This window comes from Amycolatopsis sp. NPDC024027, from assembly GCF_040638975.1.
Taxonomy (GTDB): Bacteria; Actinomycetota; Actinomycetes; order Mycobacteriales; family Pseudonocardiaceae; genus Amycolatopsis.
Genome location: NZ_JBEZYY010000002.1, coordinates 110,158 through 127,073 on the forward strand (window position 1 = coordinate 110,158; position 16,916 = coordinate 127,073).

General features: G+C 69.2%; 15 protein-coding genes. 9 read left to right on the forward strand and 6 right to left on the reverse strand.

Going from position 1 to position 16,916, the window contains the following annotated elements; translation table 11 throughout:
* Positions 1–6: 6 nt before the first annotated feature.
* From AB0F52_RS05340 to phoU, 6 genes are all read left to right on the forward strand, one after another.
* Positions 7–3,030, forward strand: a complete 3,024-nt coding sequence (locus AB0F52_RS05340) for an NACHT domain-containing protein (protein WP_360164823.1) — start codon at positions 7–9, stop codon at positions 3,028–3,030.
* 30 nt (positions 3,031–3,060) lie between these two features.
* The gene (locus tag AB0F52_RS05345; protein WP_360164825.1) at positions 3,061–3,894 is read left to right on the forward strand and encodes an alpha/beta hydrolase; all 834 of its coding nucleotides are present in this window, start codon (positions 3,061–3,063) and stop codon (positions 3,892–3,894) included.
* An 87-nt stretch (positions 3,895–3,981) separates the two neighbouring features.
* The gene (gene idi, locus AB0F52_RS05350; RefSeq protein ID WP_360164827.1) at positions 3,982–4,545 is read left to right on the forward strand and encodes an isopentenyl-diphosphate Delta-isomerase; all 564 of its coding nucleotides are present in this window, start codon (positions 3,982–3,984) and stop codon (positions 4,543–4,545) included.
* A gap of 122 nt (positions 4,546–4,667) precedes the next feature.
* Positions 4,668–5,342, forward strand: a complete 675-nt coding sequence (locus AB0F52_RS05355) for a GGDEF domain-containing protein (RefSeq protein WP_360166538.1) — start codon at positions 4,668–4,670, stop codon at positions 5,340–5,342.
* A gap of 221 nt (positions 5,343–5,563) precedes the next feature.
* The gene (locus tag AB0F52_RS05360; RefSeq protein WP_360164829.1) at positions 5,564–7,891 is read left to right on the forward strand and encodes an LCP family protein; all 2,328 of its coding nucleotides are present in this window, start codon (positions 5,564–5,566) and stop codon (positions 7,889–7,891) included.
* An 83-nt stretch (positions 7,892–7,974) separates the two neighbouring features.
* Positions 7,975–8,640 carry a phosphate signaling complex protein PhoU gene (gene phoU, locus AB0F52_RS05365; protein ID WP_360164831.1) on the forward strand — a complete coding sequence of 222 codons (666 nt, stop codon included), beginning with the start codon at positions 7,975–7,977 and terminating at the stop codon, positions 8,638–8,640.
* Between the two features lie 130 nt (positions 8,641–8,770).
* Here the strand turns inward: phoU and pstB are convergent, their stop codons facing one another.
* The 6 genes from pstB to AB0F52_RS05395 form a co-directional block, all read right to left on the reverse strand.
* Positions 8,771–9,547: a phosphate ABC transporter ATP-binding protein PstB gene (pstB, locus tag AB0F52_RS05370; protein WP_103337881.1), complete on the reverse strand. Its 777-nt coding sequence runs from the start codon at positions 9,545–9,547 to the stop codon at positions 8,771–8,773.
* Positions 9,548–9,557: 10 nt separating this feature from the next.
* The gene (gene pstA, locus AB0F52_RS05375; protein WP_360164833.1) at positions 9,558–10,475 is read right to left on the reverse strand and encodes a phosphate ABC transporter permease PstA; all 918 of its coding nucleotides are present in this window, start codon (positions 10,473–10,475) and stop codon (positions 9,558–9,560) included.
* 2 nt (positions 10,476–10,477) lie between these two features.
* Positions 10,478–11,398, reverse strand: coding sequence for a phosphate ABC transporter permease subunit PstC (pstC, locus tag AB0F52_RS05380; protein WP_360166541.1), 921 nt, complete (start codon positions 11,396–11,398; stop codon positions 10,478–10,480).
* Positions 11,399–11,597: 199 nt separating this feature from the next.
* Complete coding sequence (gene pstS / locus AB0F52_RS05385) at positions 11,598–12,728, reverse strand: phosphate ABC transporter substrate-binding protein PstS (RefSeq protein WP_360166544.1); 1,131 nt, start codon at positions 12,726–12,728, stop codon at positions 11,598–11,600.
* A gap of 228 nt (positions 12,729–12,956) precedes the next feature.
* The gene (mshD, locus tag AB0F52_RS05390) at positions 12,957–13,886 is read right to left on the reverse strand and encodes a mycothiol synthase (RefSeq protein ID WP_360164835.1); all 930 of its coding nucleotides are present in this window, start codon (positions 13,884–13,886) and stop codon (positions 12,957–12,959) included.
* Between the two features lie 70 nt (positions 13,887–13,956).
* Positions 13,957–14,712 (reverse strand): response regulator transcription factor, encoded by a 756-nt coding sequence (locus AB0F52_RS05395; protein ID WP_360164837.1) that lies wholly within the window; start codon positions 14,710–14,712, stop codon positions 13,957–13,959.
* 152 nt (positions 14,713–14,864) lie between these two features.
* On the opposite strand from AB0F52_RS05395, the gene AB0F52_RS05400 reads away from it, so the two are divergent.
* The 3 genes from AB0F52_RS05400 to AB0F52_RS05410 all read left to right on the forward strand — a co-directional run bounded on the left by AB0F52_RS05400 (position 14,865) and on the right by AB0F52_RS05410 (position 16,904).
* The gene (locus AB0F52_RS05400; protein ID WP_360164839.1) at positions 14,865–15,764 is read left to right on the forward strand and encodes a DUF2993 domain-containing protein; all 900 of its coding nucleotides are present in this window, start codon (positions 14,865–14,867) and stop codon (positions 15,762–15,764) included.
* Positions 15,765–15,774: 10 nt separating this feature from the next.
* A complete protein-coding gene (locus AB0F52_RS05405; protein ID WP_360164841.1) occupies positions 15,775–16,200 on the forward strand; it encodes a thioredoxin family protein in 426 nt (141 codons plus the stop codon).
* 272 nt (positions 16,201–16,472) lie between these two features.
* The gene (locus AB0F52_RS05410; protein WP_360164843.1) at positions 16,473–16,904 is read left to right on the forward strand and encodes a DUF4395 domain-containing protein; all 432 of its coding nucleotides are present in this window, start codon (positions 16,473–16,475) and stop codon (positions 16,902–16,904) included.
* Positions 16,905–16,916 lie beyond the last annotated feature (12 nt).

A 16,916-nucleotide genomic window follows, 5' to 3' on the forward strand; every position in this document is an offset into this window, starting at 1 on the left:
AGCTCGGTGAGCATCGAAGCCTCGGCGATCGCGTTGACGACTGCGGTGGTGAAGGCGGCCGCGAAGATCTGGCTCGGGGATCGCTCAGTCGCCGCCGACGCCACGGCCAAGGCGCTCGATCTGCTGGAGAAGCAGGTCACCGGCCTCAACGACCGCCGCAAGCTGCGACTGTTGTTCACCAATCTCGAAGACCGCGTCGCCGACAGGCTGCTGCCGTTCCTCGATGTCGAGTTCCGTGCCGTGCCGGAAAACGAGCGAACGGCCGCGGTGGAGGCGGTGCGCGAGACGTTCGAATGCGCCGCGTTGACCGATGACGACCTGTTCGACGCCGACCTCGACGCCGCGTACCTCTACCGCTACCTGCTCCGGACCGTCCCTCGCGTCACCAGGCTCCTCTCGGCCGACGCGACCGAGCTGTACCGGCGGGTGCTGCGGGAATGCTGCGCCTACCTGGTGCAGGTGACGAGCACTCTGCCGCGCTTCCAGCCCGGCGCACTCGTCGAGATCCTCCAGCGCGAGACGGAGATCCTCGAGACGGTCCGGAACGTGCTGGCGACGCTGCCCGAACGTCGTCATCCGGACGACTTCGCCGCGGACTTCCGCCGCCAGGTCGTGACGAAGCTCGACCGGATGGAGCTGTACGGCGCGGGCCTGACGGAGGCGACCCGGCTGTACCCGCTGTCGGTCGCCTACTTGAGCCTGAGCGTCACGTCCGACGGGGACGCCCCCGGCGACCGGATCGAGCACGTGCTGCCGCGGACGTCGAAGATCCTCCTTCGCGGCGAAGCAGGCTCCGGCAAGACCACGCTGCTGCAGTGGCTGGCCGTCCAGTGCGCGAGCCGGCAGCTGCGGAACGTCGGCGGCTGGGAAGACGTCGAGCCGTTCCTGGTGCGGCTGCGTCGGTTCAGCCACTCGCCGCTGCCGGCACCGGAACGCTTCCTCGACGAGGTCGGCAGGCACATCGCCGACGAGATGCCGCCCGGCTGGGTGCACCGGCACCTGCGCGACGGCCGGGCCGTCGTGCTCGTCGACGGCCTCGACGAGGTTCCGGACGAGCGCCGTCGCGAGGTGCACGAGTGGCTGCGCGAACTCGTCGGCGTGTTCCCCCGCGCCCGGTTCGTCGTCACCACGCGCCCGGCCGCGGTGGCCGCCGGCTGGCTGAGCCGCGAGGGGTTCACCGAGGTGCGGCTCCAGCCGATGACTCCGCGCGATGTCCGGACGTTCGTCACGCGCTGGCACCACGCGCTGCCGGGCGAGCCGCTCGACGAAGAACGCGACGCCCTGATCACGGCCATCGGCGCCCGCAGCGCGCTGCGGCGGATCGCCGAGAACCCGCTGCTGTGCGCGTTGCTCTGCGCACTGCACCACCAGGGCAACGGACGGCTCCCGGAAAACCGGATGGAGCTGTACGAAGTCGCGCTGCGCATGCTGCTCGACAGCCGCGACATCGAGCGAAAGATCGAAGCCCCGGTCCGGCTTTCGCTGACCGAGAAGCTGGTGCTGCTGCGAAGCCTCGCGTACTGGCTGGTCCGCAACGGCCACACGGACGTCCCGGCCGCCGACGCCGAAGCCCGCATCACGGCGAAGCTGCGTTCGATGGGCCAGATCGACGTCACGCCGCACACGGTGTTCCGCCACCTGCTGGATCGCGGGGGCGTGCTGCGCGAACCGGTCCCGGGCCGCATCGACTTCGTGCACCGCACGTTCCAGGAGTACCTGGCCGCCCAGGCGGCGATCGAAGAGGACGACATCGGCATCCTGACCGCGAACGCCCGCCTGGACGAGTGGCGCGAAGTGGTGGTCCTGGCGGCAGGTCACGCCCATCCCGCGCAGCGGGAGCTCCTGCTGGACGGGATCCTCCAGTGGGACACGGACGAACAGGAACGGCTGAAACTCGACCTGGTGGCGCTGGCGTGCTTGGAGACGTCACCAGTGCTGAGCGAGCGACTGCGCAACGAGATCGAGGACCGCGCCAGCACGTTGATCCCGCCGTCCAACCATGAGGAAGCCAAGGCGCTGGCAGCAGCGGGCGAGTTCGTTCTCGACCTCTTGGCGGCCAGTGAACCCGACACCCCCGCGGCAACGGCCGCGACCATCCGCGCGATCGCCTTGATCGGCGGCGCCGGCGCCATGGAATTGCTGACCCGCTACCGCGGGGCTCGGGATGAGGTTGTGGTCAAGGAGCTGATCGAGGCCCGGCAGCGGTTCGATCCGGTCGAATACGCCGAACGCGTGCTGGCCGACCTGCCGATCCACGTTCTGTTCGTCGAAGATCCAGCCGAGTTCGCGGGCCTGGAGCACCTGCGCCACCTGGATCATCTCGTATGCCGGTGCGAAGTGCCGCACGGCGACCTGAGCTTCGTGGGGAAGCTACCCCGGCTCAAGGAACTCCGGATCGGCGAATCGGATGAACTCGACTTGAGTTCACTGGTGAGCACCTCGCTGGAACGCATCGCCTTTTTCGGCAGCTTCTCTTTCTCGATCGACCTCGGACCCCTCGCCGAGATTCCCAGCCTGCGCGTCATCGCCGCCGAGGCGGAGACGCACGGGTGGGCACGGCTTGCCGAGCTGCCGAACCTGGAATTCCTCCAACTGAGCCGCATCAAAGACATCGGTCAGCTTGCCGAGCTGGCTTCCTTGCCTCACTTGCCGGCACTGGCGCTGAACTGGGTGGTGCCAGAGCTGGAGAACTTGCAGCCTTTGTCCTTTTTGGACCAGCCGAACGAGCTCATCTTCGATGGCTGCCCCGGCCTCCGCGACGTACACGACCTGATCCGCTGGTCCGGCAGCCTTACGAAGCTCACCTTCGACCGATGCCCTAACTTGGACCTGAATTCTTTCCCTTCCTTGACCAAGCTCCGGCTGTTGAGCATCGGGGATGTCTACGTTCCGGATCTTCGGTTCGTGTCCGGCCTCAGCGCATTGCAAGAGTTGCACTTGCACGACACCAACGAGGTCGATCTGACCTCCCTCGCCGAACGGCCCGACCTCAAGCTGCGACTGGTCTCCCAACCCACGCGCCTCGGCTAGTACGCAGCAGCAAGCGAGTAGATTCGGGCCGTGATCGACCACATCAGCATCCCCACCGAGGCCGGTTCCTTCGACGCCATCGCCGCCGGGCCCGAAGACGGGCGGCCCGTGCTGTTGCTGCACGGCTTTCCCGAAGCCGCGGTCGAGTGGGAGCACCAGGTCGCCACGCTCGGGGTGCTCGGGTTCCGGGCGGTCGCGCCGGATCAGCGTGGCTACTCGCCGAACGTGCGCCCCGAGCAGGCGAGCGACTACTCCATCGATCACCTCGTCGGGGACGTCGTCACCATCACCGATGCGCTGGGGTGGCCGAAGTTCGACCTCGTCGGGCACGACTGGGGTGGCGCCGTCGCCTGGTGGACCGCCGACGCGCACCCCGGACGGCTGCGCAGCCTCAGCGTCGTCTCCACGCCGCACCCCGCCGCGCTCGCCGAGGCCATGAAGACCGACGAGGACCAGTACCTGCGCAGCCGGTACATGACCGAGTGGCGGCAGACCCGCGTCACCGAACGGCGGATGCTGGAAAACGACGGCCGCGCGCTGCGGGAGATGTTCGAGCGGCGGGTGTCGCCGTCGAAGGTCGACGACTACGTGGGGCGGCTGTCCGAGCCGGGTGCGCTCACCGCGGCCCTCAACTGGTACCGGGCCGGGCGGCCCGGCGGGAAGATCGGCAAGATCGTCGTGCCGACGCTGTACATCTGGAGCACCGAGGACGTCTCCTTCGGCTCCACCGCCGCGCTCGACACCGCCAACTGGGTCACCGGGCCGTACCGCTTCGAAATGCTCGAAGACGTCACGCACTGGGCGCCCGAGGAGGCGCCGGAAGCCGTCACCACGCTGCTCGTGGAGCACCTCCACGCGCGGTGACGGCGCGTCACCCCGCCGGGCGGATCACGGGTAACCCACCCGCCTCGCGGTACGGCGCGGGCTGGCCCGTCGTGTTCACTGGGGCACGTGGACATCGCGACCGAACCCGAGACCGAGCAGGTCGTCTTCGTCACCGAGGACGGCGTGCCCACCGGCGAGACCGGCCCGAAGCTGGCCAGCCACCACGAACACACCCGGTTACACCTGGCCTTCTCGTGCTACGTCCTGCGGCGCAGCGACAACGCCCTGCTGATCACCCAGCGCGCTTTCCACAAGAAGGTCTGGCCCGGGGTCTGGACCAACAGCGTCTGCGGCCACCCCGCGCCCGGCGAAGCCCTCGAGGACGCCGTCCGGCGCCGCGCCGGCTACGAGCTCGGGCTGCCGTCGCTGTCCGGGCTGCACTGCGTGCTGCCGAACTACCGCTACCGGACGCCGCCGTTCCAGGGAATCGTCGAAAACGAGTTCTGCCCGGTGTTCGCCGCCTGGGCCGACGCCGAGCCCGCGCCGAACCCCGAGGAGGTCGGCGACTGGCGCTGGGTCGCCTGGACTGACTACATCGAGTTACTGGAAGACGCGACGGCCAATGTGAGCTACTGGGCGAAGGACCAGTTCTCGCAGCTCAAAGGCATCGAGCCGTTCTCCGGACTCTGAACTCGCAATACTCCGGAGAGTCACCGACCGGGTCCCGTTTGAGCGAAATTCACCTTCTTCCGCACCGGCACCTCAAGCGCGACCGCCCCCACGACGACAACCAAGGGGTGGTGGAAGCGGGGATGGTCGCCGAGGGCGAAGGCGCTCCGGGCCGGACAGCCGGCCCGCAGCCGCCGGACCTGCTCCGCCTGCACGAGGCCATCGCCGGTCTCTTCGCCACCCAAGGCGACTGGCGGCGCGCCTACCAGCACCTGCGGTCCGCGCTGGCCATCGCCCGCGACGGCAGCCTCCGCGACGCGCTGACGTCGAGTTACAACCGTCGTTACCTCGACGAGCGGCTGTACGGACCGTTCACCGACCGTCCGCCGCTGGCGCTCGCGCTGATCGACCTCGACCGGTTCAAGGGCATCAACGACACGTACGGTCACCTCGTCGGCGACCGCGTCCTGCGCCGGGTCGCCGATCTTCTCCAGGAGAACCTCCCGCCGGGCGGCTTCTGCGCCCGCTACGGCGGCGAGGAGTTCGTCCTGTGGCTGCCCGGGGTCGACGCCCGCGGCGCTCTCCGGGTGGTCGACGACGCCCGGTTGCGCGTCGCGCGTCACCCCTGGTCAGAACTCCAGCCGGGACTTCAGGTGACCATCAGCGCCGGCCTGGCGCACGAGCCCGGCCCACCGGCGTCACCGGAGCGCCAGCTGCGTCACGCGGACGTCCTGCTTTATGCGGCGAAACGCGCAGGCCGCAACAAAGTCGTCTATCGCGACGCGCAAACGACACAGTTAATAACCCACTCTGAGTAACGCAAAGGCCGCATTACTCCGTCCGCCGACAAGGGCTATCACCCGTTTGTCGACGCACACCGGCCGTTCGTCGACTCAAGGTGAAGAAAATTCCGGGAGGGTGTCGTCACGAACGGGGGGTATCCGTACGATAACGAAAACCTCCGGGGGAACGATCACCTCCTGCGGGGGAAGACGGCCACGTCGGAGCCACCCCCTGCGAACGCGCGAAAGGAGACCGAGTGCCGGACGAGCTCGACAGCCCGGGAACCGGTCGCCGCCTCGACGGTGCCGCGCGGCCCCGGCCCGGACGGCGCCGGTCGATGGAGGACCAGGGCGGGATCAGCGTCTCGGACGTCGTCGCCAAGACCACCGGCGTCCGCCCGGTGCCGCCCCGCGAGCAGCAGGACCGCTCCGACCAGCCCGGACGCCGGGTGCACGGCGCCGAGCCGGCGGCCCCGGCGCGGTCCTCGCAGCCGCGTGCCGCGAGGCCGGCACAGGGGCCCGCTGAAGACCCAGTACCCACGGACGCCACTCGTCAACCGCGCGCCCCGCGACCTCGCCAGCCCCGCCGCACGACGGCCGCGGCCCCGCAGCCGGAGGCCCCCCTCCAGAGGCGCCCGCCGGCGGCGAACCCGGGCCCGCAGCAGACGTCGGCCGCGCAGCAGCCGCCCCGGCGCCTCCGCCGCCCGGCACCCGAGGCCCCCCAGGCCGACGGCACCCCGCCGCGCCGCGCACCCCGCCCCGACGCGGCCGCACCCCAGCGACCGACACCGGACAGCCCGGCACCCCGCCGCACCACCGCCGAAGGAGCCGCACCCCAGCGCGCCACCGGCGAAGGCCCCGCAGGCCGCCGCATCGCAGGTCCGGCCGACGCAGCCGCCCAGCAGCGCCCCGGCCCGGCGAGCCCCGCCTCCCGGCGCCCGGCCGACGCAGCAGCGCCCCCGCGCGCCACACCGGACAGCCCCGCACCCCGCCGCACCGCAGCCGACGGGATCACCCCCCAGCGCGCCACCGCCGAAGGCCCCGCAGGCCGCCGCCCCGCTGCGGACGGGCCGGCCGCACCTCAGCGCGCCGCCGCCGACAGTGATGGGGTCCGGCGCGCCGCCGCTGAGGCCGGTTCCGCGCCCCAGCGGTCCTCCGCCGTGCCGTCGCGGGCCGAACTCGATCCGCTGACCATGACCGATGAGATGGAAGCGATCGACGAGGCGACCCAGTACCGTCGCAAGATCGATCACACCCTCGCCCGGTTCTCCGCCGCCCACGACGAGATGGAAGCCGAAGAGGCCAAGCGGCGCGAACGCCGTGAACGGCTCTCGCCCACCTCCTTGCTCGAGAGCACCCGCACCGCCCTGCACCGCGTCGTCACCACGGCTCCTGAAGAGGCTCAAGCCGACGCGGAACAGACCCGGCTGCAGGAAAAGAAGCAGCGGAAGCTCGACCGGTCGGCCCGGTTCGGGCGGATCGCCGCCGCCGTCGTGGCCGGGCTCGTCTTCCTGGGGATCGGGGGTGCCTGGGGGGCGCAGACCTACTTCGACGCCAAGTTCACCCAGGTCTCCGCGCTCGACGAAAACTCCGCCGACATCCAGGACGCCGACGCGCAGGCCAACGACGAGAACTTCCTGATGGTCGGCTCCGACACGCGCGACGGCGCGTCCGCCGAGGAAGGCGTCGGCACCGCCGACAGCACCCCCGGCGCCCGGAGCGACACCGTGATGGTGGCGCACATCCCGGCCGACCGGAAGCGCGTCGTCGTCACGTCGTTCCCGCGTGACCTCGAGATCAACCGCCCGGACTGCCAGAAGTGGGACCCGGCCCAGAACAAGACGACCGCCGACGTCTACAAGGGCGCGAAGTTCGCCAAGCTGAACACCGCCTACGCGGTCGGCGGCCCGGCGTGCGTGACCAAGGTGATCCAGCAGATCACCGGGCTGCGGATCAACCACTTCGTCGGCATCGACTTCAACGGCTTCAAGGAGATGGTCGACGCGGTGCACGGCGTCACCATCAACAACGAGATCCCGATCGACGACAGCATCCTCGGCAAGGTGCTGCTGCAGACCGGCGAGGTGACGATCTCCGGCGACCAGGCGCTGAACTTCGTCCGGGCGCGGCACGTCAAGGGCGACCCGACCTCCGACTACGGCCGGATCAAGCGGCAGCAGGAGTTCATCGGCGCGCTGCTGAAGAAGGTCATGTCCTCGGACGTCGTGCTCGACCCCGGCAAGCTCACCGACTTCATCAACGCCTTCGCGAAGGCCACCTTCGGGGACAACCTCGGCGTCAAGCAGATGATGACGCTGGCGCAGTCGATGAAGGGCCTCGACCAGTCGAAGATCACCTTCCTCACCGTCCCGACGGTCGGCATGGCCAACACCCGGGGCAACGAGGTCCTCGTCGTCAGCAAGACGAAGGCGCTGTTCGACTCGCTGCGCAACAACACTCCGCTGCCCGACCCGAAGGCGCCGGTCCCGGTGAGTGAGCAGGCCCCGCCGACCAGCACGTCGAAGCCGAAGAGCAGCGGCAGTTCGAAGACGACCAGCACCCGCAAGAGCACCACCACGGGCTGATCCGCGAGGATCGTTAGTCCGGGTTCACGTGCGGTTCACCCGGCGATGCGGTGTTTGGTCACGGTTGGCCGTAGGGTTGGGCCATGCGTGAGGCTTACCATGTCGAACTCGAACAGCTCGCCGTCAACCTGGCCGCGATGTCGGTCCAGGTCGCCGAAGCGATGGAGCGGGCCACGCGGTCGCTGTTGGAGGCCGACCTGGGTCTCGCCGAGCAGGTGATCAGTGACGACGCCAAGGTCGACGACGCCCGCGCCCAGTGCGAGGAGCAGGCGTACGCGCTGCTGGCCCTGCAGGCGCCGGTGGCGACCGACCTGCGCACGGTGCTCGCGGCGATCCACGCCGCCGAGAGCCTGGAGCGGATGGGCGACCTGGCGCTGCACGTGGCGAAGGCCGCGCGGCGCCGTCACCCCGATCCGGTGCTGCCGGACGCGGTGCGGCCGTACTTCGCCGAGATGGGCGAGATCGCCGTCAAGCTGGCCCGGCAGACCGAGCAGGTCATCAAGACGAAGGACGTCGAAGCGGCGAAGACGCTCGAGTCCGACGACGACCAGGTGGACGACATCCACCGCCACCTGTTCACGGTCCTGATGGACCGCGAGTGGCCGCACGGCGTGGCCGCCGCGGTCGACGTGACGCTGCTGGGCCGCTTCTACGAGCGCTACGCCGACCACGCGGTGTCGGTCGCGAAGCGGATGATCTTCGTGGTCACCGGCAAGATGCCGGGCTACGGCTCCGACGAAGACATCTGAGCCGCACCGAACGGAGAAAGCCCCCGGCCACGGCCGGGGGCTTTCTTGTTGCTCCACTTAGGACAAAAAGGAAGACCTTCCTCGCCGGCCCCGAGCGCCGGCGAGAAAGGCCTTCCGCAGCAACGGCTACTCAGCCGAAGCGACCGGAAATGTAGTCTTCCGTGGCCTTTTCGTCCGGGTTGGAGAAGATCTTCTCCGTGTCGTTCAGCTCCACCAGCCGGCCCGGCTGGCCGACGCCGGCGAGGTTGAAGAACGCCGTCTGGTCGGAAACCCGGGCCGCCTGCTGCATGTTGTGCGTCACGATGACGATCGTGTAGTCCTTCTTCAGCTCGCCGATCAGGTCCTCGATCGCGAGCGTGGAAATCGGGTCCAGGGCCGAGCACGGCTCGTCCATCAGCAGTACGTCCGGCTGGACCGCGATCGCGCGGGCGATGCACAGCCGCTGCTGCTGACCGCCCGAAAGGCCGCCGCCCGGCTTGTTCAGGCGGTCCTTGACCTCGTTCCACAGGTTCGCTCCGCGCAGGGCGCGCTCGGCGATGTCGTCGAGGGTCTTCTTGCCCTTGGTGCCACCCAGCTTCAGCCCGGCGACGACGTTGTCCTTGATGGACATCGTCGGGAACGGGTTGGGGCGCTGGAACACCATGCCGATCGTGCGGCGCACCTGGACCGGGTCGACCGCCGACGCGTAGATGTTCTCGCCGTCCAGCAGGACGTCGCCCTCGACGCGGGCGCCGGGGATGACCTCGTGCATGCGGTTCAGCGTGCGCAGCACCGTCGACTTGCCACAGCCCGACGGGCCGATGAACGCGGTGACGTTGCGCGGCGGCACGGAGAGGGTGACACCGTCGACGGCGTGGAACTTGCCGTAGTAGATGTCCACGTCCTTGACGTCGATTCGCTTTGCCATGGCTTACAGCTCACTTCTTCTTCGGGGCGACAAGGCGCGCGAACACGGTGGCGAGGAGGTTGATCAGCGCGATGATGAGCACCAGCGTCAGCGCCGCGCCCCAGATCCGGTCGAAGCCGACCGAGCCGGGATCCATCGAGTTGGTGACACGCTCGTTGTTCATCAGCAACGGCAGTGCCGCCTGCTCGCCGCTGAAGATGTCCCAGTTCGTGTAGGCGGAGTAGCCGACCAGGACCAGCAGCGGCGCGGTTTCGCCCATCACGCGGGCCAGCGCCATCATGACGCCGCCGACGATGCCGGACAGCGCCGTCGGGAGCACGATCTTCACGATCGTCTTCCACTTCGGCACACCCAGCGCGTACGACGCCTCGCGCAGGTCGTCCGGGACGATCCGCAGCATCTCCTCCGACGAGCGGACGACCACCGGGATCATCAGCAGCACCAGGGCCAGCGACACGGCGAAACCGCTGCGCGGCAGGCCGAACGTGGTGATCCAGAGCGCGTAGATGAACAGCGCGGCGACGATCGAGGGGACACCGGAGAGGATGTCGACCATGAACGTCGTGGCCTTCGCGAGCTTGCCGCGGCCGTACTCGACGAGGTAGATCGCCACCAGCATGCCGATCGGCACCGCGATGATCGCGCAGACCAGGCCCTGCAGCAGGCTGCCGATGATGGCGTGCAGCACGCCGCCGCCGACCTCGTCGGACAGGTAGTTGCCCAGGTCCTGCGTCCACCAGTTGGAGTACGGGATGCGCTTGATGCCGTTCGCGACGACCGTGTACAGCACCCAGACCAGCGGGACGACGGCGATCAGGAACGAGAACCAGACCAGCGTGGTCGCGATCCCGTTCTTGAGCTTGCGGGCCGCGCTGACCTGCTGGAACGCGGGAGTTGTCGCGGGCGCTTCGAGTGAGGTGGTGGACATGCTCACTGCCCCTTCTTGCCGATGACGGACCGCGCGGCGAAGTTCACGACGAAGGTGAGCACGAACAGCACCAGGCCGGCCGCGATGTAGGCGCCGGCCGAAATCTCGTTGTTGAACTCGCTGTAGTTGGCGGCGATCTTCGACGCGAAGGTGGCGCCGCCGTCGAAGAGGCTCCAGTCGAAGTTCTTGCCCTGCGGGATGAGCAGGATGACGGCCAGCGCGATCGTCTCGCCCAGCGCGCGACCGAGGCCGAGCATGGACGCGCCGACGTACCCGGCCTTGCCGAACGGCAGCACCGTGGTCCGGATGACCTCCCAGCGCGTGGCGCCGAGCGCCAGCGCGCCCTCGATGTGCGGGGTCGGCGTCCGCTCGAAGACCTCGCGCGAAAGCGACGTGATGATCGGCAGGATCATCACGGCCAGCACGATGCCGGCGGTGAAGATCGTGCCGCGCACGCTCGGCGCGACGTTGCCGGGCGCCAGCAGCGGGAACCACGAGAACGTGACGTTGATCCACTGCGAGAACGGCTCGATCGCCGGGGCGAACACCAGAATGCCCCACAGGCCGAAGATGATCGACGGCACCGCGGCGAGCAGGTCGATGATGTACCCGAACGGCCGTGCGAGCCGCGCCGGCGCGTACTGGGTCAGGAACAGCGCGATGCCCAGCGAGACCGGCATCGCGATGATCAGCGCCACGAACGACGTCGCCACGGTCACCTCGAGCAGGTCGAGGATGCCGAACGACATGTTCGCGGGGTCGCTGGTCGACCAGCCGTGGTTGGTGAGGAAGCTGCCCTTGTTGGCCTGCAGCGCCGGGATCGCCTGGATGAGCAGGAAGAGCCCGATCAGGCCGATCAGGCCGACGACGAAGATCCCGGCCCCGGTGGTCAGGTTCTGGAAGATGCGGTCACCGGGCCGCACCTTCTTCGGTTTCTCGCTCGCGGGCGGCTCCGGCGCCGCCGTCGAGGCTCGTTGCTCCGAAATCGGATCCTCCGGGGGCGTTGTGGCGGACGACGAACGCCCACCGGGGTCGCCGGTGGGCGTTCGCGTCGAGCTTGACTCGCTCATCGACTACTTCTGTCCAGCCTGTATCACTTCGGGGAACAGTCGCAAGACCAGGTCAGGAGATGGCCTTGACCGCGGTCAGGACCTTGGACTGCAGCGACTGCGGGATCGGCACGTAGCCCTTGGCGGACAGCGGCTGCTGCCCGGCGGTCGCGGCCACCGTCAGGAACGCCTTGACGGCCTTGGCGACGTCCGGGTTCGCGTACTTCGAGCAGACGATCTCGTAGGTCGTCAGCAGCAGCGGGTACGCACCCGCGGTGTTGCTGGCGTAGATGCCGTTGAGGTCGAGCGCGAGGTCGTTCGAGCCCTCCTTGAGGAACTTCGCCGCGTCCAGGGACTTGGCCACGTTCGCCGAGGTGAGCTCGACACCGCCGGAACCGCTGTCGATCAGGGCCGCGGTCAGGCCGTCCTTGGCGAACGCGCCCTCGACGTAGGTGATGCCACCGTCGGAGGCCTTCACCGCGGTCGCGACGCCGTTGGAGCCCTGCGCACCGTTGCCGACGCCGCCGTTGAACTTCTTGCCGGCACCCTTGGTCCAGTCGGCCTTCGCCGCCGCGCCCAGGTACTTCTGGAAGTTGTCGGTGGTGCCCGACTCGTCGGCGCGCGACACGACCTGGATGGCCTTGTCCGGCAGGTTCAGGCTCTCGTTGCCCTTGACCGCCTTGATGGCCGGGTCGTTCCACTTGGTGATGGCGCCGCTGAAGATCTTGGCGGTGACCGACGGGGTCAGCGTCAGCTTCTCCACACCGGACAGCTTGTAGGCGACCGCGATCGGGCCGACGACGAGCGGGATGTTCCAGGCGTCGCTGGCGCAGCGGGCCTTGGCGGCCTCGGCGTCGGCGTCCTTGATCGGCGAGTCCGAGCCGCCGAAGTCGATCTGGTTGGCGTTGAACTGCTTGACGCCCGCGCCGGAACCGCTCGGGTTGTAGTTGACCTGCTGGCCGGCGCACTTCTTGCTGAACTGCTGCGTGAAGATGTCGATGGCGTTCTTCTGCGCCGACGAACCTTCCGCGGACAGGGGGCTCTTGCCACCGCACTGGACGTCGGCGGTCTCGGTCGCGGCGGGGGCAGCAGCGGAGCTCGAGCCGCTGCTGTTGGACGCCGCGGGGTCGGTGCCACAGGCAGCGAGCACGAGAGCGGCGCTCGCCACGATGCCGACCGCGCTCAGGGGCCGCATGATCTTCACTGCTGTTTCCTCCATCAGGAGCTTCACCGGTTCGGCCGCGGCGGTGGTCGCCGTGCCGGAACCGGACATTAGGCAGCGCTGATGGACGGTCGGCCGTGAACAAATGAACGCAAAGTGAACAGACCCCCGGATGTGAGCAGTGCTACTACCCCGAGAGGCCACCGTGTCCGGGCCGTGACCTGCGTGTATGCCGTCAGTGACGACGTGCTCGCAGGGCGTCGACCGTGGTCACCGACCGTACTGGACGTCGGTTTCGTGACGCGTGAACCCGAGCTTGGTGTAGACCGCCAGCGCCGCCGCGTTGTCGCCTTCGACGTACAGGATGATCTGCCGCAGCCCGCGGCTCGCGAGGTACCGCAGCCCGGCGAGCGTGAGCGCCCGCCCGAGCCCGCCGCCCTGCGCGGCCGGGTCGACGCCGACGACGTACACCTCGCCGACGCGCTCGCCGCCGAACCGGCCGGGCGTCGGTTCGTGCACCTTCGTCCAGTGGAAGCCGATGACTGTGTCTCCCGAGCTGCCCTTTGCGGTGTCTTTTTCCACGGCGAGGAAGAAGCCGTCGGCGTCGAACCAGGGACGTGCTTCGTCGGCACGGACGTCGTCGGCGGTCAGGGCCCCCTGCTCGGGGTGCCAGTCGAAGGCCCGCGCGTTGACCTGGACGACGGCGTCCTCGTCCTGCCCCGGCACGAACGTCCGCAGCGAGACTCCCTCGCGCAGGATCGGCTCCGGCCAGTCCGAGCCCTCGACGTCGACCTGCAGGATCAGCAGCTCGCGCTTGCGCTCGAGGCCGGCCTCCCGGGCCAGCCGCTGCGCGGCCGGGTGGTCGCCGTGTGCCCAGACGCGGAAGCCGACCGCGGCCCGCTCGTCGAGCGCGTGCAGCAGCTTCGCGCCGTAGCCGCGGTTGCGGTGGGCGGGGTGCACGAACAGCTCGGCGACCTGGTGCCCGAAGGAGTCGCCCGTGGTGTCGAGGTGGGCGTAGCCGACGACTTCGCCGTCGACGCAGGCGACGAGGTGCTCACCGCCGTCGAACTCGCCGGGCAGCGCGCCCGCCGGCTCGACCTCGGGCCGCCCGTCGGCTTCGCGCACGGCCAGCAGCAGCCGCCGCACGTCGTCGAGCTGCTGTTCGTCCAGTTCCTGGCGCCACTCGCCGTCTCCGCTCACCCTCCGACCGTACCCGTGACGGAGGCAACGCGACGGCTGTGCGAGACGTCTTCCGTGCGCGGAAGGGGGATCAGTGGGTGAGTTCGGGAGTCTCCGCGGGAGCTTCGGCGGTCGCCTGCGCGGGCACGCCCGGACGCGGGCCGCCGTTCTTGGCCGGCCGCTCGAACTTGTAGCCGACGTTGCGCACGGTGCCGATCATCTGCTCGTGCTCGGGGCCGAGCTTGGCGCGCAGCCGCCGGACGTGCACGTCGACCGTGCGGGTGCCACCGAAGAAGTCGTAGCCCCAGACCTCCTGCAGCAGCTGGGCGCGGGTGAACACCCGGCCCGCGTGCTGCGCGAGGTACTTGAGCAGCTCGAACTCCTTGTAGGTGAGCTCGAGGGTGCGCTTGCGCAGGCGCGCGGTGTAGGTCGCTTCGTCGATCACCAGCTCACCGACCCGCAGCTCGGCGTCGACCTGTGCGGAACCGCCGTCGCGGGTGGTGACCAGCCGCAGCCGGGCGTCGACCTCGGCCGGGCCGGCGGTCGGGAGCAGGATGTCGTCGGTGCGCCACTCGGCGCTCACCGCCACCAGGCCGCCTTCGCCGACGACCGCGATGATCGGGGTGGCCGCCTCGTCCTCGCCGGTGCCCTTGAGCAGCCGGCAAAGGCTCTTCGCCGAGGCCAGGTCGCTGCGGGCGTCGAGGAGGATCACGTCACGGTGGCCGGCGTCGAGCAGGGCCGTCACCTCGGGAGCCCGGACGCGTACGGTGTGCGGCAGCAGGTCCAGCGCGGGAAGCACCGTGGTGGCGTCGGCCTCCGCAGTCAGTACCAGAAGGTCCAGGCTCATCAGCCGCACCGCCTTCTCGAGTCGTCGCCGCAAAGCGGCGTTGGTCGGTGCTAAGTGAGAATAGCGGCTGAACGGCCGGGCACCTAACCCTTGCTGGATCGATCACACCTGGCGAAACCCGGGTGCCCCCGAAGAACAGGAGTACGGACGCGATGGTGAGCAGGCCCGTGACCCGGGACGACCGACCCGCACCGAGGCCCGACGCACGACGCCGCGGCCGCCGCGCCCGGCGCTGGGTGATCGCCCTCGTGGTGCTGGTCTTGCTGCTGGTCGGCGCCGATTTCGGGGCCGCCGCGTTCGCCGAGCACATGATTTCGCAGAAGGCCCGCACGCAGCTGCAGCTGAACGACGACCCGTCGGTGACGATCCACGGTTTCCCGTTCCTCACGCAGGCACTCGGCGGTGACTACAGTCACATCAGCGTGTCCGCCGCGGGCCTGCCGGTCGCGAACAAGCTGCAGGACGTCGCGGTGACCGCCGAACTCGAGGACGTCAAGGCGCCGCTGTCCGACATCACGAACGGCAACACGAAGGCGATCACCATCGGGCAGCTGACCGGCGCGGTCACCATCAAGGCCGCCGACCTGGCGCGCCTGTCCCCGCTGGACAAGATCAAGGACCTGCGGATCGAGCCGTCGACCCGCGAATACGTCGAAAACGGCGACGCCGGGCAGAGCGAGCCCACGCCGACCCCGACGAAGACCACCGAGGGCCAGGCCGACCAGGACGAGTCGAGCACCGGTGTCCGCATTTCGGGACACCTTCCGTTCGCGGGCAAGGATCTGGAAATCTTCTGCTTCGCGATGATCGAAGCCGACGCCGCCAAGGGAACCATCAACTTCCTGCCCAAGCGGCTGCAGTTCGGGAACAACCAGGAGACCACTGTGGTCCCCGCGGCGGTGCAGAAGGCGCTGATGCCGAACTTCAACGTCTCGATCAGCACGAAGGACCTGCCGCTGTCGGTCACCCCGACCGGCGTGCGGGTGCAGAGCGGATCGGTGACGATCAAGGGCAAGGCGGCGAACGTGTCCTTCGCGGACCTGAGCAAGTAGGGAGCGGCCGGTGACGGGGCTGTGGGTGCTCGTGGCGACGCTGGTGGCCGCCGCGGCCGCCGGTGCGCTGCTCAAGGCCCGGAACGGCCGGGTGCGCGCCGCCAAACCCGTGCGTGAGCTGCCCGCCCCCGTCACCGCCGCGCTCGACCCGGCCTCCGCCGTGACGCTGGTCCAGATCTCCACCACCTTCTGCGCGCCCTGCCGGCACGCGAAGGCCGTGCTCGCGCCGCTGGCCGAGCGGACCGACGGCCTGCACCACGTCGAACTCGACGTGACGGAGCAGCCGGAGATCGCGCAGTCGCTGTCCGTGCTGCGGACGCCGACCACGATCGCGCTCACCCCGGACGGCCGGGAGCTCCTGCGCGTCGGCGGCGTCCCCAAGGGCCCGGAACTGCTCGCCGCCCTGCGGCCGCATCTCACTTCCCGGACGTCCTGACCAGGGCATTGTCCCAAGAATCGGGAATCGTCCCAAGGTATGAACGTGGTTCCCACTCTGAGGGAGCTCTGGGTACCCTCGCACCCGTGACCGGGCTGACCACCTTCTTCTTGACGCAGCGACGCGCAGTCGACCTCTGCCGCGTCCGCAGCAGCCTGTGTCGCGGTCGGTCCGACCGGCGCTGAACCGTTCGATCCGGTCCCCCACCAGCCCTGATGCCGCTGACGCGTGCCGTTCGCACGCACCCCCTGGAGCTCCAGCTGGAGGAACGAATGCCCGCCGGACCGGCCGTCGACCCGCGAGGCCCGCGGTTCGCCGCCATCCTGACCACGATCGTGCTCGCGGTCGTTCTGGTCACCGAGTGGTGGCCGCTGCTGGCGGCCCAAACCGTCGTCTTCGCGATCGGCGCCTTCGTCGGGCTGAAGCAGGCGCCGTACTCGATCGTCTACCGCGCGCTGGTGGCCCCGCGCCTCGGCCCGGCCTCCGAGCGCGAGGACGCGGCGCCGCTGCGGTTCGCCCAGGCCGTCGGATTCGTGTTCGCCCTGGTCGGCACGATCGGCTTCGCCGTGGGGATCACCCCGCTCGGCATCGTCGCGACGGCGTTCGCGCTGTTCGCGGCCTTCCTCAACGCGGCCTTCGACTTCTGCCTGGGCTGCGAAATGTACTTGCTGATCAAACGCTTCAGCCCCGCCCGCGCGTCCTGAAGAACAACCAAG